This window comes from Alteromonas abrolhosensis (assembly GCF_001953635.1).
GTDB lineage: Bacteria > Pseudomonadota > Gammaproteobacteria > Enterobacterales > Alteromonadaceae > Alteromonas > Alteromonas abrolhosensis.
Genome location: NZ_MEJH01000006.1, coordinates 45,022 through 64,452 on the forward strand (window position 1 = coordinate 45,022; position 19,431 = coordinate 64,452).

Consider the following 19,431-nt stretch of genomic DNA (forward strand, 5'->3'; position numbering starts at 1 on the left):
AATTGAGGTTTTTAATGGGTTGGTATCAAATATTCAGCAGTTAATTTGCATTATAAAAATTCTAATAAATGATGACCGTCGGGTTTACTTATAGGGGAGCTAAGTTCACCGTCGTCTTCAATACTGAACAGCCAGTAGCTCTCACTTGAGCGAAGAAAGTTCGATTTTCCTGTCTGCTCGACGGTCAGATCCTTTCGCATCGCCTTCGATACTGCTTTGACCCGCCATCGCCTTGTCGCAATACGGGGTCGCTTGTCATTGCAAGATCGACTTACTATTACTAAATATTTCAGTGATCTAATGATTTGTTCTTCAATGTGCTCACGCTGGGTAGCTTCACAACGCATATGAAAGAAATTTGCAGTTCCGTCATGGAATCGTTCGTAGTATCCATGCGTCCTAAAATCCTCAGCTCCGGTAACAAGTAAAGTTCGGCTGACATTTCTAAATTGAGTCATTCCATAAGTTGGGATTCGTGGGGGTTCCTCAACGTAAAAACGATCAACTGAATCATAGTCAGTTGCATAAGAGAAACGTGAGCTATCACCGAATTTTGTCTTGAGAAACTTTTTAAGCCAGTAATGACCTGAATCCTCAGTCGTCGGAAGTAGTGCGAAAGCTCCGATTCCTATTTCATCTATGGCAGTCTGGTATACATTTTTGACATCTGGGTCTGACTGTTCAAAGTATCCCGGATACAAAGCGAATGCGCCAAAGACGGGTCTGCTGTATCCATTTTTAGACTTATATACCAGCGAGTCGCGGTACCTGTGCATTTGGTTTATTGCATCATCAGGAACGCGGTCGGTATCGTCAGATTTGCTCTCGAGGCGGTACTTGGCATCAAACAGCCAGATAAGCGTTTCACCTGAATCAAATTTTGCTTCTAGGACAATATCTGGCCTCTGGTTAACAGTAAGCGTTCTAACCTCACCTTTCGTTTTACCGTAGGTTACTTCGTGAGAAAGGCGGACCGTAATCCCTCTTTTTACCAGCTTGAACGCGCCGCCAAATCCATCCTTTGTTTGCCATTCCAGCCCTTCCTGTCGTACTGTTGCGCTTTCATGAGATGTAACCTCGAAACCACACTCTTGCAGTAGCTTTTTAATTTTGAGAAAACACCAGACCTCATAAAGCTCGTCCATGCTTTTTACTGAAAGAAAGGCGCCCTTCCCGAATAAATCCAGATACATCTTAAGCTCTTGCCACGTACGGTAGAACCCCGAATATCCAATTCGTTGCTGCAGCACCAGCGACTCTTTTTTCATACCACTGAACGTACTAAGTTCTTTGAATAACGGAGCTCGGTGTAGTTTGGTTAACGTATCTCTCCAAGTTTGAAGATCGGAGAAAAAGTGAGCTGATAATCCGTAATCTTCACTATCACGGGCTGCTTCCGCTTTGCGGGTCGTTTTCTCCAACTGAACCAAGAGGTTGATCATTGTGGTGAGCGCATATTTTATAAAGCGGTTTTCAGGTGTATCAACACTCAACTTTTTCTTGTTTACAGTATATCTTTTGGTGTACTCCCCAGCAGCAAAATCGCTGGAAATCTTTTGCTCCAAGCGTGATGGAATCTTCCCTTTGATTTTTTCTGCGCGGAGCTTTTTCTCGTATGAAAGTAATCTGTTATGCGGAGCATTAATGATGAGCTGAGTTTGCTGCCGCAATTCGTTCCATAGACTTTTGAAATGAGCCAGCCATAGTAACGGAAAGTCCTTTTGTCTGGAGCGTTGGCGTTCAAAGCTGTGTTCCGTAGGTGCAACTAAAGTATAACGCCATTCATCGTAGTCAGGTAAAAAATCCCTGAAAATTGCTTCGAAGTCGCTTCGTAGGTCCATTTTAGTCGGCCAGACCGTAAACGATACGGAGACGTCCTGCTGCCCGTCAGTTGACTGGTAACGCAAGGGAAGAGTGGCTTTGCCTATATGGTTGCGAAAATTTATGGTACCAGAAAGGCTATTTGTGCGATTCTTAACGTGAAAAGCATCTGCGAATACCGTGTAGTGATGCGCTATTTCAGGCTTTATAGTTTCAACGGACAGATGGTCTTTGAATATAAATTCAAATTCATATTCAGTATTTTCAAAAAAGAGCGGTTTTTCAAACTGCTCGTCATCTGCTTCCTGCTGCAAAGAGAAATCCTGAGCAGGCAGATCTGCAGGCTGAGATCTTTTAGTTAGTGCGGCTTTTAATTTTTTTTGTTTTGCGCTGACATCCCTTGTCCATACGATCAGCGTGAAATCCTGCCTATCAACCGTGATAATATCTGGCACGTCTGTATTCTCCCTCTATGGCCAGAAGCTGGTAAATCCGCTTGTTAGCTTTTGCTTCATCAACTCAATCTTTCTTTTAGAGCGGCATGCAATGTACTCTTTCGATTCTCGCCATAGATCAGGACGAACATTATCCCCACTCCATATATCGCAGAGTAAGGTGCTTAACACGTCTTCCAGAGAATCCAGTATATCCCTTGCTTTGTCTGCATCACCTTCAACTCTTGGGAGTAGTTTCATCATTAGGAAGTCGTCCCAGACAGCTTGCAGTTTGGCTTTGTCAGCCACGTCCCCGTCAAATGACTCCACTGTAAGTAACAATTCATTCAGGGCGCGGAATGCAAGTTCAAAAGGCGTTCCTTTCAGTTTTTCATTAACGGCTTTAAGAAAAGAGCGGCTTTCTTTTGCAGCGGCTGTCGCAGCATTTGAATGTGAAGACAACGGAAAACTAAGCTTCACTGGATATTTCCTTTTAGCCTCTTCATCATCAAAAAAAGCATCAAAATCATTTGGAAAGAACTCATTAAAATCAAAGCTGATTGCACGATCGATAACCTTGCGGGAAAATCCGTGAGTTGTCTCATCCATATTAACAGTTCCAGCCACAATTAAATTGAAAGGAATAGGCAACCCTGCTTCCAGAAACAATTCCCACAGCGCAGTATATTCAGCCGCATCCATACCCAGCTCTTTTTTTAGTTTTTCGCCACCCACGCTCAACTTTCCGTTGTCGAGTAGGGCATCGCAGGAATAACTAAACAAACCATTCTCTTTATGCCATTTTCGAGTTTCTAAAACCGAAAGGTAATCTGAGAAGTACTGTTCTACTGGCGCAAGATTCATCTCGTCTAAGCACAACCAGTGGGCACGAACTCGGGTCAGAGCATCCTGTTCGCCGGAAACATAAAACGATTTAATTCCATCCTGTTCGTAAGTTTCCAATTCAAAGCCGTTATCAACGAGTTCTTTCCAAGCAGAAGCTATAAACTTAAGCACTTCTGTTGAAGAATATTCGGAATCGCCAGTTTTGGTAAGGCGAGTTTCGTATCCAAGAAGATCACTTGGCTCATGCCAGTCAGGCCTGACGGAAACCAATTTGTAAGCTCCATGCTTTGCTTGTTCGCGGACAAACCGGGTTTTACCAGTGCCGGATATGCCTGCTAGCAGAACGAAGGGTTTAGGGAGGTGGGTGAAACTAATATCTTCATCAGGCTGTTCATGTTTGACTGATTTTTCGACAAGATAGGCATCTCGTAAACTTTGATAAACTTGGGGATGCTTGCATAGGTCATACACAAGTCTTCCGAAGATACTGGAGGATGCATCTGGTAAATTTATCTCTTTAAGTATCATTGAGCCGAAGCAATCAGTGGAGCCTCTTGGCTTACCTTGATCACTGATAAATTTTTTCGCCCCTAATCTGTAGGTATTGTCATCCTTATCAATGAATCTAGCGAAAAGCTCTTTATCTTCATTAGATTGGAAATGCCGAGAAGCATTGGTGCTGGAGTTTAGGTTCTGTAAAACATGGGGGTAATTGCCTAGGATTAATTTTGGAGTTGAGCGCAACTTATCGTAAATTTCAAAATATTTAAAAATCTCGATGGCCAGCTCATACATTTCTACGGCATATATAAAATACTGATTCGGAATCAACGCATAATTAGCAGATTTGCCCACTGTTTCCTTATCCGTAATAGCGTATGAAGTATATCTGTCAAAATCATATCCGATAGCTCTGAAACTGGGCGTCAAAATAGAGATCAACTTGGGAGATAACTTATGGTCAGACAGATCTTTCTTTTTCAAAAATGGTTTAGTTGTGCTGAAATCCGATAAACGTTTTAACATTGTAATCCTTTACTACAGTACTTTGGTGATTTGCTTCGCTATTGCATTGATAACATTCACTGTAACACTGTTTCCAAATTGCTTATATGACTGAACCGTGGATGGGTTTAATTTAAACTCATCTGGAAATCCCTGTAATCGCGCAGCTTCTCTGGGACTCAGTTTTCTTGGATTTTTGCCCAGCTGCTCGATAAGAACTTCACTTCCGTCTTTGTAATATCTGGCAGATATAGTATTAGTATACGGTGACTCTGCCGTAACAAGACCATATCCGAAACCTTTACCATTTAGCTTATTCTGAACTTTACGCCTTTGATGACCTGCCCATAGTCGGTCAGAAATTGTGAGCTTTGGCTCCGGCTCTTGTTCAAGAATATCGCCGACTTTCATTGTTTGCTCAAATGGATCGGGGTAAGTAAAATTTTCAATCTCGCCATCACGCCATAGTACAATATAAATTCGCTGTCTGTTTTGAGGTATTCCATAATCTATAGACTTTAAAACCATTTCTTTAGCAAGTTTCTGTATTTCTTTCGTACTACCGTGTTCAATAACATCTTTAGGGATGTTGCAGCTATACCCTATATTTGTCAGGGTATTAAGGATAACCTTTAGTGTGTGGCCTTTGTCATGACTAATTAAGCCTTTCACATTTTCTAGTAACGCAAATCTTGGCCTTTTAGTATCCAGAATGTTTGCTATATTGTGAAACAGAGTACCGCGCGTGTCTTCGATGCCTAGTTTCAGGCCTGCATGAGAAAAAGGTTGGCAAGGGAAGCCTGCCAGAAGTACGTCATGGTCAGGGATTTCATTTGCAGGAACGTGTGTTATGTCGCCAAACGGAACCTCGCCGTGATTGGCCTTATAAGTTTGCTGAGCATGTTTATCAAACTCGGAGGAAAAAACGCAGGCTCCGCCGTGTTGCTGAAAGCCTAGTCTCACTCCCCCAATCCCGGCAAACAAGTCAATAAACCTGAACTCCGGATTCAGGGCTGGTTTGAGCGACAACTGGCTGAATACCACATCATAAAACTGTTCACGGGATTCATATAGCCGCTGTTCTTTGAGAAGAGATATCACAGAAGTTTTCAGTGCTTCTGGGCTGGAGATATCCGGATTGCAATATAGCTGGCTGTCAGTGGCAATTGCATGTAACCACTGGTCAACGACTGCTTCGACATGGCTTTCCTGCGGAAAATGCGGAGTTGCCAGGGGGGTAAGCAGATCTTCTGCCTGATTAAGCGCGTCGTTTTTATTCGTCATATTATTACTACTAAAGCTGTAAGAGTCTGTAATGGTGTAAAGTTGTTTCCGTAATTCAGCGTGCTATGAATACAGATAAAGTCCGGAAAAGCCTCTCGCAGATTTTATATAGGGAAGTAAAGGAATACCAGTCTGCATGAGCTGTACGGATATACATATAATCGAGCAGGTTAGCAATTATTTCAATTAAAGCAAACTTAAATATTCCCTGAACTGTTGCAGTCAGGAGGCATGTTCGATGGCTGATCCATGTCTCTGCAGGAAAGTATGTATTTAAAAGCCTCTCGCCCGATTCTGGCTTGAGCACACAAATAGTCAGGGAGTGCCCAGAGTGACTGATATACATTCCAAAGCAATCCGGTCAAAAAACATGAGTGCGATCCGCGGTTCTAATACCACACCCGAACTCACTGTTCGCCGGTCACTACATGCTATGGCATTCCGGTTCCGGCTACACTGTAAAAAATTGCCGGGTAAACCGGATATTGTTCTGCCCCGCTACAAAGCCGTCATATTTGTGAACGGATGCTTCTGGCACAAGCATGACTGTGATGTATTCAGGTTACCTGCTACCCGCAGGGAGTGGTGGAACAGGAAGCTGACAGCAAACAGGCTGAGAGATGAAGCTGTGCAGGATAACCTGCGAGAGTTAGGCTGGCGGGTAATGGTTGTATGGGAATGTGGCTTGCAAGGGAGGAAACGCATTCCGTCTGATGAAGTGAATAGCTTTCTCCGGAAATGGATCCGAGAAGCACGGAGCAGTTATGCAGAAATACCTGCTCCAGCTTTTTCTGAATGAAAATTTATTGTTGAGTAATAAGCGCTGACAATTCACCGTAACCGCTGATAAGTAGTCTTACTATCGCCCGCGTGGCGGCCACGTGAAGAAGCGCACGTTCTCTGACAAGCCGCTCTTTTTCTGAAAATTCAAAACTGTAGTCAGCTGCCGGAATAATATTGGCATTGGCTGAAGCAATGAACAGAAATCTGAATTCCAGTCCCTTAACCCTGTGCATGGTAGACAGGCGAACTCCCTCCACGGAACGGTCATCCTGCCCTTTTTTCAGGACGACTGTCGTAATACCACGGGCTTTCAGGGCTGTGGCCAGTTTGTCTCTTACTGCCGTTGTTCTGGCTACAATACAAATATCCGAATCCCGTTCACCTGATGAACACAGCTCACCAAGTGTTTCTGCAATCCAGTCCTGCTCCTCTGCCTCTGTAGTAAACTGTTTCAGTACAGGATCATTACCGTGTGTCAGTGAATAGTAATCACTGCCGGAATCAAGCTGTCCGTCCAGGTCGTCAATCTCTAGTCCCTGCAGCAGCTCTTGTGCGAAGAGTTTAGTTTCGTGAGTCGTTCTGTAATTAATTTTAAGTTTTCTTCCCCGGCCCTTAATATCGATGCCGGAATGACCAATAACAATCCGGTCTCCGTAAATCCGCTGGTGGGCGTCACCAACCATAAGGATATTGTTATCTGCATCGGGTACCAGCGCATTTATGAGTCTGAGATGAGGCAGGCTGAAATCCTGTATTTCATCGACAATGACAGACCGGTACAGCAGCGATTCTGCTTTTTGCAGCATTTCCTCAATGTCAAAAACAGACTCAGGGTAGTACCTGTATCTTTTGAACTCAGAGTGCTTTCTGAAAGCTTCAAATATCTCCCAGCAGTTTAAACGCTCTTTCCGCGTCAGTCGCTTACCACGGCCGTACCGTGAAACGCTCAGATAAGCTTCACGGGTTGTGATCTGATTATTCACAACAACTTTCAGAAATTCTGTTTCGAGAAACTGTATTGATGGTGCTGGTTTTATTCCGGTACTTTTAATCGCCTTATTCCAGAAAAACTCTGAATTTGAATTACCGGGGTAAAGCGGGCTGAACGGATATCTACCGGACCTGAGGAAGTTGGCTATCCACTTATCGATATGGATAACCTCAATTCTGCTGAACTCGTCAGCACTGCAAAGCGATTTAAGAGCAGTGGAAATATCAGCCGCGAGATTGGCGTTGAAGGTTGAAAACAGGATTTTTTCACCCGGCTGTAACGTATTCGCGGCCAGCCAGCGCGCTCGGTGCATCGCGACAACCGTTTTCCCGGTTCCCGCACCACCAAGAATTCTTACTGGTCCGTTCCAGTTCCGTGTAACCAGCTTTCTCTGTGCAGGATGCAGGAAGGTGCGCCACAGCTCCAGAGGCTTATCGAGCATGTCTCTGAGCTCGTCTTCGCCATCAATCACACGGAATCCGGAAAGCGAGCGCCCTCTGGTCAGTGCAGCATCGATATCACCTGTATCGTAAACCGGCTCGTCCTGTTCAGAATAGATATCCTCAATACTCTGCCAAGGCTCACCTTCCATATACAGCTCCAGAGCTTCTGCAACTTCCTGAGGGAGTTTGTCAAACAGAGCGGTAATTTCTCCACGCGTTCCGGCTGAAAGTAGAACACCGGTATAGTCATCCGGTGTACCGATCCTGAGGAGCTGTTCAGTTTCAAGTCCCAAGGTATAAGGTACTTCAGCAGCAGTAACTGTTTCGTCCGCTTGGCTTTCAGAGCCGTAAGTACCCTGATTCACATGATAAGCACTGTCATCAGAATCAGTGTGACTGAAAGACTCATAGATTTGAATCATACCGGTGTAGGCATTTACCAGACATTTTTTGCGTCGTGCCCAGGCATAAGCGCTGTCATGGTTATTAACATGCACAAGAAGAAAATTATTTCCTTTTTCTGGTTTCAGCACAATGCCGCGATGATTCTGATCGATTCTGACGGATCTGTAGCCCGGATGTGCGGCATCATTAATTTTTTCGTAGTTAATTCCCGGAGAGTCCGGGTTATCCGTAAACTTAAGAACAAATTTAACAAAACCAGCCTGTGCTCTGCCCGAAAGCCGATCGATTGCCCTCATACAGTCTTTTGAAACAGCCAGACTACATTTCACTGCTTATACTTCCATATAATATTTGCACTTTTTAAGGTGAAGGTTCAGTGCATTGGTTACCGGGAATATGTCTGCGCTCAGAATACCGAGAATCTCACTTGGCTTTGCGTCAGCAGAATATGTGAATTTAAGGACAAACGAATTATCAATAACCTCAAACCGGCTGCCGCCAGGTAAACAGTGCTGGTTACTGATTGCCGCTTTCGCTAATGAAGGAGAGAATTTTTTACTGCCTTCACTCGCTATATCGTTAATCAGAACGAGGTATGCACTGTTGGTTTTGCCGAGAACTAATTCTCCGCTGAAACCTTTCTTGAGATTCAGATCGCGTACTTTGTAGTATTTGCGTTCGTCGCTGGTTTCTGCAGTGAAAAACTGGATCAACGGCTCACCGGTTATACCGAGAGACATTTGCTGATCGTTTCTCTCAGGTTTTTCCTCAACATGCTGAGGCAAGGAAGCAGGCACAAAACCTGAGAGGCGATTGTAGATTTCAGCAGCGATATTTCTGAGGCTGTTGACCGCATCCGGTCCGGGGCGCAGACGATCCTGATGGTCCAGACGACTGTAGCCATAGCGAAAAATCGCCAGTTTCTGAGCAAGCTCTGTAACCAGTGTGCCGGTTTCCAGCGTTGTATCCTGCTTTATTGCGCGAAGGGCATTCTCGTCAGGATTCAGAAGCAGCAGTAAAAATGCTTTTTCAACCAGGTATTCGCCGTCGCTGAAATCCGGGATGTCTGTTGCGCCCGACTCGAGTGATGCAAAGGCCGATGCTATATAGTTACCAGACTCCGGGTGAAGCTGCGAAAGCTCAGTGATAATATCTGCCGCATTCCAGCCGGCCTCCTTATCATACTTTATACAAAGGCTAATCAGGTCGCAGAGTAAGTCTGTATTGCCATACCGGCTGAAATATACATCAGCGAGTGCTTCCAGAGGGTTAATGGAGGAGCCGGTCAGTTGTGATGAAAATTTTTCCGCAGAACCTTTTAACGCAGCGTGAAACAGAAAACCTCGTACTGCATCTGTCTGACGGAGGATTTCACCAGGCTTCGAGTCCGCTGGTTCATCAGTTTCAGTTTCGCCTTGTAGCCATTCTTCAGCCAATACCCCGAAGGTAAACTCGCCAAAGTCATAATTAGACAGAGACGTGGCTGTGAGCTTGTTTATGACAGCTTCACTGGTCGCAAAAATCTTCTCTGCCAGCGAAATGGACAGGGCGGCGTTTTCCACCGCTGGTGCTGATAACTGTATAACCAGCAGCGACCCGGTAAGCCTGACGTTTTTTAGCTGCTGTTCCGAAAAACAGGTCTGCCCGTTTACACTGACTAGCAGGTCTGGCGTTAGCAAATCGTAAACCAGCGATACCCTTTTAAAGGCCTTGCTGGGCATAATGATAAATGTGGGTGTTTGCATTAACTATTCCCGGCTGGATATTAATTCGAGCAACTCCGGCTCATTTACCGGCAGATATTTCATCGCGCCTGCATCAGACTTTGCAGGGGTCTCTGACATCATGATCAGTTCATTTCTTGCCCGCGAACACATTACATACATGTTCATTTTAAAGGTGTCTGAATCTGTATCTTCTGCCTCATAATCCTGTAAGCAGGGGAGAAATACAACATCAAATTCAAGACCTTTGCAGCTCTGCCGGTTAAGAACGGTTACAACCCCCTGCCTGTCAAATATGAGACTGTCACTTGTACTGCGGTCATTACTGTCATAAGTCTGGACGGTATAATTTGTTAGCATTCCGGTCAGTAAACTGAAGAACTGCTCTCTGAGTTTATTGTCTGGTAGCACAACGCCGACTTCATGATTTCCCCGGAGCCTGAGATAGCGGGCGATGTATTCAACCTGCTGCTGCACGTTTGCATCGCAGACCAGTCTCGGTTTGTTCCCTTTTTTATCGGGTAAATCCGGTGTTCCGGATGGTAAGCCAGTATAGAACTTGCGTGCCAGCAGAGCGATTGGCCGGGTATTCCTGAAATTCCGGCTTAATGTAAACTTTCTGTCTTCGCCGATATTCAGCAAATCAGCAATCTGCGTTGTGGTTGAATTCTCTTCGCCCAGCCGCTGGTTATCATCAGCAAGTACTGTAATGGCTGAGTCACTTTCAGAAACACGTGACGCGTATTTAAGAAATTTGTAGGTGTCATTGCAGAAGTCCTGCCCCTCATCAATGATCAGGTGTCCCCAGCCTTTTTGTTTTTCCGGCTCTGCATCGGTGTACAGGTCGATGAGCCTGTCCCAGTCAGGCTTAAACTTTCGTATTTCCGGCGCATCATACGTAGCCTTATTTACTCTGGTTGTCGGGGTTCCGTCCCTTGGATCAGGTAACCACGGTGCAAAGACTTCGGGCGCCCTGTTTATTACTGCCTGAGTTGCAGTCCATGAACGCGCATTTTTATCCCATCTTGCCCCCTTTTCTCTTACTTCAATACGTCTGTCATACGGGGTGGTCAGATAGATGAGCTCCGCGCTTTCTTCATCCTGGTTTTCAATCTGCAGATTTCTCCACCAGTTATAGAACCAGGAATGAAATGTCCTGCAGCTCACATTCCGCGAGTCAGCACCGACATTCTGAGCAAATCTCTTCAGCACCCGGTTGTACATAATAACGTCAACTTTTTTGTTTTTCTTTGCGAGCAACATGGCTCTCAGGAATGCGATAACGGTTTTTCCTGTACCCGGCGGGCCGGTAACCAGTACGCGACCATCCAGCGGAGCGTCTTCGAAAATGTCCTGCTGTTCATCGCTTATATCGCGGGCGTTCGGCATTCTCATTTAACGTCCTCCTGAGTTGCGGCGACCAGGCTGAGCAGTCCTTCCAGTCCCTCATCGTTGCCGGTGAGCAGTGCTCTGTCCAGCAGCAGGTTGTTATACTCACAGCCTGTCTCCGAAATCAGTGAACAGGAATGGCAGGCCGCTTTGTTCATTTCCATCACGCCCTGAGTTTCTGCCTCAGAACATACCGGATCATTAGAACACCATTGCGCGGTTTCAACAGCTGATTCAATAGCTGCATAAAGACGATGATATTCGCCCTGCTGAACCAGGCCTCCCAGACTGCCCTCAGAGTCGCCGTCTGCGGTGTAGATCATGATGCCCGCCTGATCTTCGTCAAACGCATAAATACGTTCGCGCAGAGAGCTGGCAGAGTAGCCGCTTTCAAAAGTGAGCTGACGAATAAGAATGTGCGCAAAAGTATGCAGAGCTATAAATTTAGCTGACGGCTCCGGCAGATAAAGGCTGTTCAGGGATGCATGCTTGGCCTTTATATTTTCCAGTCTTCTGGTGAGCTGGCCGTGGTTGCGGTCTTCCCAGTCGCTGATTTGCGTACTGCTGAACTCGATGAAAATGCCTTCCCCGAATACTTCAGTGGCAGGCAGCCATTTCCTCTCATCTCTGGTAGTCGTTGCGGCAATAATATTACCGTCCGGCTTTATCCGTTCAAAACCACAGAAAGCACGTACTTCCCTTAGTTTATCAATCAGTACAACTCGCTTTATTAATTTTCGTAGTTCTGATGGTGAACCGGAAGGCTGTTGCTGCACCCGTGCCTTAAACAGAGGCCACGAGAAAGAAGCGGGGTCCTCAGAGGTCAGGATCTGCCATTCAGCCTTTCTGATATCTTCATCCCTGGGTATTTTAAATTCTCTTTTTTCGGTGTTTTTCCCGCGGATAGCCTTGAGTACGGATTCCGTATCAGTGCCTAGTGTTTCGGCGATCTCTAAGGCTATGGCTTCCGCTCGCCCCGCCTTCTTTCTTCTTTCCGCGTCCAGCAAGTCCTCGTATTCACTATTCTGCTTTATTTTTTCAATAAGCGGATCTGTCTCAGAGCAGGAACCGACCGGAATATCCAGCGCAGATTTTATGATGCCGTAATAGAGGTTGCTGGCGCCTCTCTGTAACACCCGAAGCGTTTCATTGCAGGAAGTGAGGGTTTCCCTGAATTCATAAGGTTGCTTGCCAAGACAGGAGCCGGGCACGCTGCCAGGTGCCATGATGGAACCAAGAGACTGTGAACTGCCACAGTCGGGATTTCTGCAGGTTACTTTAAGGGCATCTAGGCCACTGCCTTCACCCGATTTGCTTTCAAAATAAAGTTGGGCGCGGGAGTCACTGCCTTCCGTACATGTGCCGCCGGACTTTTTATGCGCCCATTTGTCCCACGGGATATCCTGAAGGTGACCGTGGTTACAGGCAGCAACAAACCGCATCGGTACCAGGGTTCGGTCTTTACAGGCAGCGTTCTTACATACGGGAACGCCGTCAGCATTAACTGCTTCATCACTGGCTTTGCGGTATTCCAGCTTTCTGCAGCGTGAGCAGAAAAGCCAGGCAGGGAAGCGCGAAGCCCACAGCCCGTCGTGTGAATCTCTGACGACCGGAGGGGCTTTTTTGAGATGAAATACACCGGTGGCCTCGGTGAGCCTTTTCAATTCTATCCGCTCCAGCTTAGAGGGCCACTGATCCGTTCCGTTCATGATCAGCGACTCTTCTCCGATATCCACAATGGCGCCCGGGCCGAAAGGGCTGATTAATTGTGATGTCCGGAAGGTACGACGGTTTCCGCTCATCTCTTTTCTCCTTTAACCTTAATTAATGTCTCACTATCCACGTTGCGCATGGAGTTCAGTGTGGCCCAGCCTTTGTCTTCACTTTTAGCATCAAAGCTCTTCATCAGCGGCTGGAACTGCTTGCCTGCTTTCCGGCTTTCATAGCGGTTAATATCGCCCGATTCGGCTTTGCCGTGCCATTCATCAATTAGGTTGTCCAGAAACAGAAAGATATCCTTCTGCTCTTTCCCGGTAAGGCCTTCCATTGCGTTTTGCATCCTTTCTTTAAGTGCATCGGTTACCCGTTTTATGTCCTCGTTATCCTTGCGGAAGTGCTTTGCGCTTCCGCTATCACGAAGGCCTGCCGCAGCCCGGATGGCAATGATGAGAGCAGCGTGCAGCGCCCGTTCCATTGCCGGCTCCGTCCACGGTGTCACGCTGGTGGCCTCAACATGCCGGTAAAGCGCCTGATGGTAGCTTCTGAAAGTCTCGTAGTGAGAAATGTCCCGCGGCTTATTTGGTGAATACAGCGTGACCACAAGACCGGGAGGATATTTGCTGCTCCGGCCAACCCGGCTTGATGCCTGAATATACTCAGCTGAGGATTTGGGTTGCCCGACCACGATCATCGTATTAAGTCGGCTGATGTCCACACCAACAGAAATCATATTGGTGCAGGGCAGTATGTCGACGGCTTCACCCGAACGCTGCGGTTTGGCAAGATTCTTAAGAAGCTCAGGAATTTTGGGCCCTTTTACGTTTGCACTCAGTTCCTCAACACGTGTAATGTCACGCGCATCCTGTTCGTCTGTTGCTATAACCTTTATCCTTGCAGGAATGTCATCCCGCGCCAGGGTCATGGTTTTCCCCAGTTCCCGGCGGCTGTTGTGATAAACCGGCAGCGTCCAGTAACTGTCAAGTACAGTGTCCTGCATGCCCAGTGAAACGGGGGCCTGCAGAATTGCTGCTGCAGACTGCACCATGGATGTCTGACCTGTATGCCCCGATGGCATTACGCCCAGATACATCCGGCCCGGCCCTGTTGTATCAGACTTTGAAAAGAATGAATCATCATCTTCAATGCCGGTGGGCGGGAATATGTTCACTTTTCTGCCAAACAGCCGGTTTACCTGGTAGGGGGCATTTCGGATGGTTGCTGTTGCGGCCAGTACTTTGGGCCGCTTACCGGCCATGCTGATGGCTGTATCGATGCCCGATTCATACACCGACGCAATGGTGCCCAGTGGCCCGGATATCAGATGCAGCTCGTCCTGAATGATCAGCGACGGTGGTAACGTGTGTTCGGGGGCAATCAGATTGTGGGCTTCTGCAATCCAGGCGAGTTGTGCAAACTTGTCCGTGGTTGCGATCAGCAGCGTTGGTGGCTGGCTGTAAAGTTGTTCATCGATAACCGAAACGGGCAGAGATTCGTGAAAGTCACAGCCGCTGTCCGGACAGTAAAATTCAAATGAGGTCGACGTTGAACGAATACCATAATCTTCGTTGTTGTCTGAAAAGTACTGGGGGATCACAGGCTTGCTGCACCACGGACAGCTTCTGAGCTGAAACGGGTTGTCGGGCTCATTCTCATTCCGCAGCGTTTCAAACTGCTGAACTGCAGCTCTATATTTGTTAGGGGAAGTGTTGCTGCCTGCCCAGAACCCCAAGGTAATCTGTTCTTCGCCAAGAAGTTCGGGCTCCTCCTTTCTGAGTGATTCCAGCGCACAAATCAGCGTGCCGGCACGTTCAAACTGCTGTGATGTAAGCAGTCTCAGAGTATACCGCTTGATGACTGCTGTACCACCACCTCTGGTGCCGTGCAGTATACGACGGGAAATAATTTCCCAGGCCGCCACGGCAAGATAGGCTTCTGTTTTTCCGCCACCAGTGGGGAACCACAACAGGTCTGCTTCATCGTGTGATTCAGGGAGTTCCCCGTTTTCATCCGAGATCATCGATTCCAGCACTATCAGCTGATAAGCCAGCTGAAACGGCCTCCACCGGTATTCATCCTTAAACTGAGCAGCGCAGTAATCGGGAGTTATAAATAACCCGTCTGCGTCCCTGGATACTGAGGTTATTTTCTCATCTGAATGAATCATCTGCATGAGCATGGCACGGTTGGCCATTCTGAATGCAAACATTGCATTCTTGTTCCGGCCCAGTTTCTCAATGCCGCTGAACAGTCTTTCTGACGCCTTTTTCAGCCGCGAAAAAATATTCGCCCGTGCGGTGTCATGCTGCTCTGGGAGGATCCTGTGTTCCAGTTCCTCAATCCAGTAACTGTAGCCGTTAGCCAGCGTTTCCAGCGAAATAATAACATCTTCATCAGTACTGTAAGCGGGAAAGGCAAGTTTGTGAAGATTCAGCACATCTGCGGATATTTCCCATTTCTCAAGATCCTCATCGCTGAAGTCTGCAGTAAGCGGCTGAATTTCGTAGGCTGGCAGGTGCTCGGAAAACAGAGTCTCAGGCGAGGCATTGCCCTGAGAAATCCAGTTTGCAGAAACACCGTGCCCCACAGCCCATGTCACACGGTTTCTGTAGATAAGGGAGAGCTCAGCATGCTCTTCGTCATTCCTGAATCTGGCAGAATCTGGATACTTGAGAACAGCGCCTTCCACGACGGATACTTTAATACCGGCTTGGAAAAGGCAATATCCCACTTCCAGCTTTTCTGTTCCAGTATGACGGTTTGTTAGTGCAATAGTGACTATAAAATCATCGCCGCTTTTGCGTTTTTTAAGAATAAGTGCGGCGTTATCATCCCAGATTTTTTTTTCGACTTTACCGTATTCATTCAAAACATAAGTCTGGCAAAAGCTGAGAGGTTTTCTGCGCCATTCACTTGCCTGTCCAGCAGTATATTTGCCGGCACTCAGCTCTATTTTGAGCGAAGTACCTTTTTTCACTGCGAATGAAAGCGCCATTGATGAAGGTTTGAAATCTGATTTGAGTGCATCCTCATCACTTTGTGAATCCTGCTCGTCATCAGTAATTTTTGTCGCTGCTACGGGGTAGAGTATTCCTGATAAATAGCGTTTTTGTGGCGAATCTTTGAGAAGTTCTGTCTCTGAACTATATGGGCCTGTAAGTTGCTTTCGGATAAAAGATAAAAGCTCGTTTCTTTGCGCATTGAAGTACGCTGTGTCCATTTGCACTCGTCCCTGATAATTATACTGCTAATATTTTATTATACTAAAGTCTAACGTGTAACCTAGTTTTTTTAATATGTCACTCATATTTTTAAAAAAATTCGCTGTCTGCTAAGAGTGTATTTCTTTCTATATATTTATAAAAATAATCATCACCATCTTCAAACATTTGAATCCTTATCAACTCTATATCGCTGCTCTCTAGCTTGTCCCACAAAACAGCATCAAAGGCTAGTTTGTCTAAATCCTTGGCGTGGTACATAAAGCTTTTGCGCTCGAATTTTTCGAATGGGTTCTGAAGAATGCTTTTAGTTAGCCGACTTTTGTCATTTAAAAACTCTTCATTATTCAGAGGGCTGTTTGGTTTTTCAGATTTTCCGTATTTTGTCAGTAAGTCTTTATAAAATGACTGGTAATCATCTCTTAGCAATGTAAGTGATACTTCGCCAGTTTTATCTGCGTGCTTAAGCATTAATAGCAAAAAGATGATTTTGAATGAAAACGTATAATCTCGTTGCTCCAAAAACTCGAAAAAATCCTCCCTTCTCGTGGCTTCGCTACGAAGCTTCAGGTTTTTTTCTTCGCGTATCTCGTGAACTCTACTTTGTTTGTAATAGTTAAGCATTTTATTGCCAAACGGTAATTGCTTGTCAGGAACTACACTTAGGTTTTTTACCCATTTTTTTACTGTGCCCGTGGAAACAAATAGTTCTCTTGCAAGTTGTTCATCATTTACATAATCACCGAATTCATCCTCGAAATTAAATAGCTTAATAGGTTTTAGATTTCTTACGGACTCATAAAGGTGATCAAGAACAATCTCTTCGCCTACAGGTGCTGCGTTTGGGTTAAACACATCAGCGAAAGGTTTGTAATCAGTCAAATTGAATATGCTGTGTAAGCTCCAAGGTTGAAGTGCTGGCCCATAGCTATCGACAACATCAACTACGTAAAGCGCTTCTTTTCCTGGGTGGTTTCGTGTACCCCTTCCCAACTGCTGCATGTATAGCACTTTGGACATGGTCGGTCTTGCCATTACGATAATTGAAGTATTGGGGGCATCCCAACCCTCATTTAACAAATCACATGCACATAAAAACCGTAGTTTTCCTTCTTTATATTTTTTTAGACCTTCTCGGCTGTTTGCCGATACAGCCTCCGCACTAATTTTGTTTTTGTTTAGAAGCGTAGCGAGTCTATTAGCGTGTCTTACATCTACGCAAAATATAACACCTTGAAGTGAAGACAGAGATTGGCGGGTAGTGGTGTCTTCTTGGCCAAAGTATTTAGAAATAACATCAACTATCAGCTGATCTCGAGAAGGAATGATGACGTCATTATTGAGGTCGCTTTTTACAAATTCTTTCCCATTAAATCTTACTTGTGAAAAATCAATATTACTCTCTAATCGAAAAGCGCGTATTGGTGGTAAGAGGTGTTGTTTTATAGCCTCTTCTAAGGTCATGTTTAGTCGGTATCGACCAAATATCTCAGCTAAGTCTTTTTGATCCAATCGTTTATCGGTTGCAGTGCAACCCAGAAGCGTTTTGGGTTTAAAGTGTTGTAGCACTCTTTTAAGACCTTGTGCAGGAGCATGATGTGCCTCGTCCACTACAATATAGTCAAAGTGGTCTGAAGGAAGAGACGAGAAATGCCGCTGTATGGCTTGCGTTGTTTGTACAATAACATCTGCTTTTAAATCGGTTATATCCGAAGACATATTCAGACAAGAGTTACGCTCAACAAATCGCGACTTTGTTTGGTCGCGAAGTTCCTTGAAAGGAACAATAACTAATCCCCTCTTTGCCAGCCCCAGTTTTCGCTGCCTATCGTGGTCAGCGATAAATACTTCTGTTTTGCCTGTGCCAGTCGGAAGTACCAATAAAAAAGTATCTTTTCCAGCCTCTCTACTATTTTGTATCTCAGATAGAGCGTCTTTTTGGTGTTTAAAAAGTGAAAAACTAATGTTTCGAAACTGACTTGCTGAGGGTTTTTCGCAGAACGATTCCGTGTTTCCAAAATAAAGCCGAATTTGATCAGCAAACTTTTTTTCATCAGCCATTCCCGCATTTGACCAACGATATACTTTTATACCGTCTTTCATTAACGAGTTCTGCTTAAGTAGCTGGGAGAGGTATCGTTTTCTATCAATCACCAACGGGTGATGGAAAGCTTCGCCATTTAATTCAATTGCAATATCACCGTGTCGGGTTTTTAGCATGTAGTCTACATAACGGCTTTTACCGCGTAGATCTATGTATTGATGTTCCCGTTCAAGTGCATAAAGATACCTAGAACCATAAACCTGTTCAAATAGGCTTTCGAAGTTGTACTCAGGCCTTGTGGGATCTATTTCGTTTATGTGCCTGTCAGTACCATATTGTTGAAAATCATATTCATCGTCTGATTCACCTAAAACGGTGTCAACAAGCCACTTATTGTCAGGTTCTTGATCATCAATGAATCTATATAGCTTGGAAAATTTATGCATAAGCGCATTTTGCCAACCAGTATATTCATGATATGGGAATTTAGGTTTGTCAGTGCCATATAACCGTGTATCTAGAATAATGCCAGTTTCTTGCGCGGTGTCACTGTATAGATCTGAAGTATATTGTGAATCGATTAGTTGAAATCCTTTGCTTTCTAATAACTTCGATAAACTCATCTACTTCTATCCATAATCACAAAACTTTTTCCCGACATTATCCCTTCACCACTTCAACCGTAACCCACTTCACATCTTCTCGCTTCAAGCCATCCTGACTCGGAACTGGGTTTAAATTGCGTGCGGTGAGTCCATTGTTGTTAGCTAAAGTAGCCAATTCCTCGTAGCTAACCGGGTGCATGGGTCTTGCTTCATCATTGGGGCCGAACCGAAGGCTTATGTACATGGTTCCGTTTTCTGATAGCAATTCAGCCAAACGTTCTAATGCTCGTGGCCTTTCACTTTCCGGCAGGTGCATCCATACAGCGGAAAGCAGCACTAAATCGTATGTTTCTGGTTCTTTGGGGAGGGCGGTAAGCGCAGGTAAGCTGGCGTTACACCATGTAACACTGTTATATGAACTAGCCTTTGCTAGGGTTCGTAACTCATCAGCAGGTTCTACAGCTACTACTTTCCAGCCTTGCTCGGCTAACCAATTTGCATCACGGCCACTGCCAGCACCTACATCTAATGCTGTTCCCGGATTGGTCCTGTGCAAAAAGGCTTTCCAATCGCAATGTACCTTCTCGGCATCTACCGAATTATATAAGTCGAAGTAATGCTGCGCTTTTTCGCTGTAATGTTTAATCGTTTGTGTCACTGTGAACAGAGTCCATTCTTTGTTTGACCTTAATTTACCGTATGCACACATGCTCGGCTAGC

Annotated in this window: 11 protein-coding genes; 1 reads left to right on the top strand and 10 read right to left on the bottom strand. The window is 45.5% G+C overall.

Features of this window, described 5'->3' with window-relative positions; all coding sequences use genetic code 11:
- Positions 1–50 precede the first annotated feature (50 nt).
- The 3 genes from BGK61_RS10565 to BGK61_RS10575 are packed head-to-tail and all read right to left on the bottom strand — an operon-like array spanning position 51 to position 5,390.
- Entirely contained in the window at positions 51–2,276 is a 2,226-nt protein-coding gene (locus BGK61_RS10565; protein ID WP_076011423.1) for a DUF2357 domain-containing protein, read from the bottom strand.
- Between the two features lie 15 nt (positions 2,277–2,291).
- Positions 2,292–4,127, bottom strand: a complete 1,836-nt coding sequence (locus tag BGK61_RS19675) for an McrB family protein (protein ID WP_199820710.1) — start codon at positions 4,125–4,127, stop codon at positions 2,292–2,294.
- Positions 4,128–4,139: 12 nt separating this feature from the next.
- Positions 4,140–5,390, bottom strand: coding sequence for a DNA cytosine methyltransferase (locus BGK61_RS10575; RefSeq protein WP_076011424.1), 1,251 nt, complete (start codon positions 5,388–5,390; stop codon positions 4,140–4,142).
- Between the two features lie 331 nt (positions 5,391–5,721).
- On the opposite strand from BGK61_RS10575, the gene BGK61_RS10580 reads away from it, so the two are divergent.
- On the top strand, positions 5,722–6,189 hold the full coding sequence (locus BGK61_RS10580; protein WP_076011425.1) for a very short patch repair endonuclease: 468 nt from the start codon (positions 5,722–5,724) through the stop codon (positions 6,187–6,189).
- Between the two features lie 4 nt (positions 6,190–6,193).
- Here the strand turns inward: BGK61_RS10580 and BGK61_RS10585 are convergent, their stop codons facing one another.
- The 7 genes from BGK61_RS10585 to BGK61_RS10615 all read right to left on the bottom strand — a co-directional run bounded on the left by BGK61_RS10585 (position 6,194) and on the right by BGK61_RS10615 (position 19,369).
- On the bottom strand, positions 6,194–8,308 hold the full coding sequence (locus BGK61_RS10585; protein WP_076026057.1) for a 3'-5' exonuclease: 2,115 nt from the start codon (positions 8,306–8,308) through the stop codon (positions 6,194–6,196).
- Between the two features lie 36 nt (positions 8,309–8,344).
- Entirely contained in the window at positions 8,345–9,757 is a 1,413-nt protein-coding gene (locus BGK61_RS10590) for a hypothetical protein (protein WP_076012898.1), read from the bottom strand.
- A gap of 3 nt (positions 9,758–9,760) precedes the next feature.
- On the bottom strand, positions 9,761–11,131 hold the full coding sequence (locus tag BGK61_RS10595) for an AAA family ATPase (RefSeq protein ID WP_076012899.1): 1,371 nt from the start codon (positions 11,129–11,131) through the stop codon (positions 9,761–9,763).
- Positions 11,128–12,927, bottom strand: coding sequence for a DUF1998 domain-containing protein (gene drmB / locus BGK61_RS10600; RefSeq protein WP_076026058.1), 1,800 nt, complete (start codon positions 12,925–12,927; stop codon positions 11,128–11,130). Before drmB ends, BGK61_RS10595 begins: the two co-directional genes overlap by 4 nt.
- On the bottom strand, positions 12,924–16,061 hold the full coding sequence (locus BGK61_RS10605) for a helicase-related protein (protein WP_076026059.1): 3,138 nt from the start codon (positions 16,059–16,061) through the stop codon (positions 12,924–12,926). Before BGK61_RS10605 ends, drmB begins: the two co-directional genes overlap by 4 nt.
- 91 nt (positions 16,062–16,152) lie before the next feature.
- A complete protein-coding gene (locus BGK61_RS10610) occupies positions 16,153–18,729 on the bottom strand; it encodes a DEAD/DEAH box helicase (protein ID WP_076012887.1) in 2,577 nt (858 codons plus the stop codon).
- A 37-nt stretch (positions 18,730–18,766) separates the two neighbouring features.
- A complete protein-coding gene (locus BGK61_RS10615) occupies positions 18,767–19,369 on the bottom strand; it encodes a class I SAM-dependent methyltransferase (protein ID WP_234349546.1) in 603 nt (200 codons plus the stop codon).
- Between the last annotated feature and the right edge of the window lie 62 nt (positions 19,370–19,431).